Source organism: Faecousia intestinalis (assembly GCF_040096185.1).
Lineage (GTDB): Bacteria > Bacillota > Clostridia > Oscillospirales > Oscillospiraceae > JAZOXB01.
In genome coordinates, this window is record NZ_JBBMFF010000159.1 from 1 (window position 1) to 4,778 (window position 4,778).

Here is a 4,778-nt window from a genome sequence, read left to right on the forward strand (position 1 = left end):
TACGGGCTGTTATTCTGCTCAGGATGGTCCCTTGACTCTATCATCCTCGCAGACCATGCAGTCAAATTCCGGCAGCGCCACAGAAAATTCCGTAGAGATCAGGACTTATGACATTCCGGAGGAAAATGTTCAGGCGGGTACCAGATATGTTCCGTCTCCCACAACAGGCGGCTTTTGGATGTGGACATTGTTCATACAGAATTATATTCAGGCCTACGACCCGGTGACAAAATCAACCTATATTCCGTGTTATCAGACAGGTTGCGAGCATAGCGATGCATTTTGCTCGGCTTATTTTGGTGAGATATCCGGGCTGGCAGAGTATCGGGGCAATTTCTATGCCATGATCTATTACAATGACGATACTGCTTCGGCCTTTGTCACGCGGCCGGTCTCCGGCGGCCCGCTTCAAATCCTTGCGAGTTGGGAGCCTGAGAATGATAATGAAGTATATCGGTGCGGCTTCTACGGCCTTTCTTTCGGGAAAGCCTATCTCACAGTGTCAAAAGAAACTTATACGTTGACGGAGGACGGTCAGCAGGAACTCGTCGGTGAGGAGTACAGCGACTGTAGTTTTGATCTAAAAACAGGGAAAATGATGGAACTTATGCGAGATGTCGACGGCACCCTTCCATACATGTATGGTGTCTGGGAAGACAGTGTTGTCTATCAGACACTGGAAACTGTAAAAGGAGCGCCTGCGTTTGAAGACTGGGTCGCGCAGCAGCCAGAGGGAACCCCGTGGGATCTGTATGGTCGACAGTATTATAATTACCGCCTTTATTCGAGAAATCTTAAAACAGGCGATGAAAAAACAATAGTGGATATGTCGGAGAATTTCGTATGGACAGCAGACCCGCATAAGAGCTGGGGACAGTACATCGTGTATCAGGTCGGACGCAGCGTCTATGTCTACGACATGGAAACACAGACCGTAAAAGAGCTTTTTACCTATGATCAAGATTGGAAAAATTATAATTATATGATTCTGGATGGCCATGTGATTGCCATCTGCGGAACGGGCGACACTTGCCGTGCTTGGGCAATTGACATTGCTGATGAATCAGTGGTCGAACTGGACACCCGCGGTGGAAATGCAATTGCAATTACTCCGGAATATGAGTGCAATGACTACATTGTTGGATTACTTGCCAATCAGACTGGCAAGGTTGAAGAGTATTACATCAGCAAAGAAGACTTTTACCGGAGCAACTATGATGGAACATTCAGTTAATCTTGAATGCTGAATGGGAGGCGGAACATATGAAGAGACGCTTTTTTGCCTTTTCGGTTTGCATGGCAGTGCTGTTGACTTCCTTTACGGGGTGCTATTCCGCTCAGAAGGATGTTACCTCGGTTCCATCGTCATCACAGACCGTGCAGTCGGGTTCCGGCAGCGGTGCGGAAGAACCTGTAGAGATCAGGACTTATGCGCTTCCAGAGGAAAATGTACGGGCGGATTCCATATATGTTCCGTCTCCCTCAACCGGTGGTTTCTGGACATGGGCAGTCTTCACGTCAAAAACAATTCAAGCCTACGATCCGGTGACGAGAACGACCTATTATCCCTGCTATCAGGCAGGCTGTAAACATAATGATGCATCCTGTTCGGCTTATTTCGGAGAAATTTCCTCGCTGGCAGAGTATCGGGGCAATTTCTATGCCATGATCTATTACAACGACGATACCGCTTCGGCGTTCGTCACGCGGCCGGTCTCCGGAGGTCCTCTTCAGATCCTCGCAAGCTGGGAACCGGAAAATGAAAACGAGGAATGCCGGTGCAGCCTGTATGGACTTTCTTTTGGAAAGGCTTATCTTATAGTGGCAAAAGAAACCTATACGATGACGGAGGATGGCCAGCAGGCATGTGTCGGTCAGGAGTACAGCAGGTGGAGTTTTGATCTGGAAACGGGGGAAATGGTGGAACTTATGACCGATACTGACGGTATCCTTCCATATATGTATGGTGTTTGGGAGGATATCGCTGTCTACCAGACGGTGAAAACAGCGGAGGGCGCGCCGGAGCTGGAAGACTGGCTCGCGCAGCAGCCGGAGGGCACAACGTCGTATCAGTACGGCCTGCAATATTACAAATATCGCGTTTATTCCAAAAATCTCAAAACAGGAGAAGAGAAAACGATCGTAGACGAGTCGGAAAATTTCGTATGGACGGCGGATCCACACATGAGCTGGGGACAGTACGTCGTGTATCAGATTGACCGGAGTGTGTACGTCTATGACATGGAGACGCAGACATCCAAGAAGCTGTTTACCCATGATCCGGGCTGGGATTTTTATAATTACATGATTCAGGATGGACATGTGATGGTTATTGGCGGAACGGAGGATACCTGCCGTGCATGGGCGGTCGACATTGCAGATGGATCAGTCATTGAGCTGGACACCTACGGCGAAAATGTGGTGGCATTTTCTGCACATTATGAGTGCAACGGTTACTTCGTCGGTCTGCTGCATGCTTCGAATAACGCTGACAAGTATTATATCAGCAAGGAGGACTATTACCGGAGCAATTATGACGCGGCTTTCCGCTGATCTGCCTTTCAGAAACGAAGGAGGTGGCCATGTTGACCAGTCGAAGAATGCTGAGCCTGCTGCTTGCAGCAGCTGCCGTGATAGCGATCCTGAGCGGCTGCTATGCCGCTCCTGTGAGCGAGACTACGGAGCAGGGAGGCGAGACCTCGGGTGCGATCGTTACAGACTCGGAGATTCCTGTTACGACTTATCCGGTTCCGGAGGAGAACATTCGAGTATTTGGTAACATGGCCGCCTCCGCTTCGACCGGCGGGTTCTGGCAGTGGGATACGTTTTTCCGGCCCTATATTCAGGCCTATGACCCCGTGACCAGAACGACCTATGTCCCGTGCTACCAGAACGGCTGCCGGCATAATGATCCCACCTGTAATGCCTGCTTCGGCGACCTGCAGTCTCTGGTGGAATACCGGGGAAACTACTATGCGTTGGTTTATACGGACGACGAGACAGCCTCGGCGCTCGTCACGCGTCCGCTGTCCGGCGGCCCGCTGCAGACCCTCGCAAGCTGGGAGCCGGAAAACGAGAATGAGGCATGCCGATGTGTGCTGCGCTGCGTATCCTTTGGAAAAGCATATGTTATTTCGAACAGAGAGACCTATGAACTGACGGAGGGCGTACAGCTGACAGCTGTCGCGCAGGAGAGCAGCCTTGTCTCTGTCGACCTGCAGACGGGTGAGATATCGACGATCCTCGAAAATTGTGATAACTATGATCTCTACGGCGTCTGGGAGGACATCGCAGTCCTCCGCGTGCTGGAAATGGCAGAAGATGCGCCGGAATTTGAAGACTGGCTTGCGCAGCAGCCGGAGGGAACAGCATGGGATGAGTATGACCGGCAGTTTGTCCGGTTTCGTTTTTTGATCCGTAATCTCAAAACGGGCGAGGAGACCGTGCTTGTGGATGCTTCGGAGAACTTTGTCCGGACAGTCGACCCGCATCGAAGCTGGGGCCAGTACGCTGTGTATCAGGTCGACCGCAGTCTGTATGTCTATGATCTGGAGGAGCAGGCAAAAAGAAAGCTCTTTACCTATGAGCGGGACTGGGGGTTCTATAATTACCAGATTATGGACGGGCATGTGATCGCCATTTGCGGAACGGAGGATACCTGCCGTGCATGGGCGGTCGACATTGCAGATGGATCAGTCATTGCGCTGGACACTCGCGGCGGGAATGTAGTGGCATTTGGCGCGAATTATGAATGCAACGGTTATTTCGCTGGTTTGAAGCGCAATTCGAGTGGAGATTTCGAGCAGTGTTACATCAGCAAAGAAGACTTTTACCGGAGCAATTATGACGCGGCGTTCCGCTGACAGGCTGCAATGAATATTCGTTAAACTATACAAGAATAGAGATAAAACTGAAAACGTTTCCAACAAAATATACAAAATTATGCGAAAAAACTCTTGCATTGAAAAAGCGGAAGTGATATACTCAAGATACAAAATGTATCAAGAACTGAAAATTCTGCGGAGACCTCTGCAGTGGAGTTTTTGTGCGAAAGGCAAAGGTGATTCCAATGGTCAAATAGAGGCGGGAGAGGCAGAGAAGAAACCGTTCGCTGTTGACTCCCATGTTCAGACGATGTTTGTAATTTGATAACCACATCCACTCTATTATTAAGGAGGCATATAGCATGAAAAAATTATTTGCACTTATTCTGGCGCTTCTCTGCCTGCTGACCATGCTTTCTATCCCGGTGTTCGCAGCCGATGCAGGCGTTGAGCCGTATGGCACCCCCGGTTCGGGATACGATCAAAAAACGTTTGTATATAACCAAAAAACTTTCACAGCATATTTTTACCTCCAGTTTGATTCTTCCTATCATGCAAGAAGCAAATGTGTAACAGAGGCTATCGTGGAAGTTTCGCACGGTACGTTGACTGTCCAGTTTACGACAGGAGGAAGCGGGTATCAGACGCGCACCGGCGGGAGCAAGTACTATTCGGCATTCCAGAGATCAGGTAACGTAGAAAACCGAACAACGTATTCTAATTCGGTCAGTTATAGTAGTGCATTAGATGTGGCAACCGGAGTTAACTACATGGGTGGGAATGCGACCTTTAATGGCTATTCGGGAGTTAAAACCTCTGCTACGCTTGGGTTCCAGAAATAGCAGTAGTCTTGTTATATACTCTGGTATAGTCTAGCTGAATGGGAGGCGGAACATATGAAGAGACGCTTTTTGGCATTTTTGGTATGCATGGCAGTGCTGCTGGCTTCCTTTA

At 49.4% G+C, this 4,778-nt stretch carries 4 protein-coding genes; all 4 read left to right on the top strand.

The genetic code is table 11. The annotated features are described in order from the left end of the window. Window positions 1–1,234: hypothetical protein (locus tag WMO66_RS04335; RefSeq protein WP_349135158.1), on the top strand; the 1,234-nt coding region annotated here is incomplete at its 5' end. A 29-nt stretch (window positions 1,235–1,263) separates the two neighbouring features. Continuing rightward, a complete protein-coding gene (locus WMO66_RS04340) occupies window positions 1,264–2,553 on the top strand; it encodes a hypothetical protein (RefSeq protein WP_349135159.1) in 1,290 nt (429 codons plus the stop codon). Between the two features lie 29 nt (window positions 2,554–2,582). Next, window positions 2,583–3,863, top strand: coding sequence for a hypothetical protein (locus WMO66_RS04345; protein ID WP_349135161.1), 1,281 nt, complete (start codon window positions 2,583–2,585; stop codon window positions 3,861–3,863). Between the two features lie 323 nt (window positions 3,864–4,186). Then, window positions 4,187–4,666, top strand: coding sequence for a hypothetical protein (locus WMO66_RS04350; RefSeq protein WP_349135162.1), 480 nt, complete (start codon window positions 4,187–4,189; stop codon window positions 4,664–4,666). Window positions 4,667–4,778: the final 112 nt, after the last annotated feature.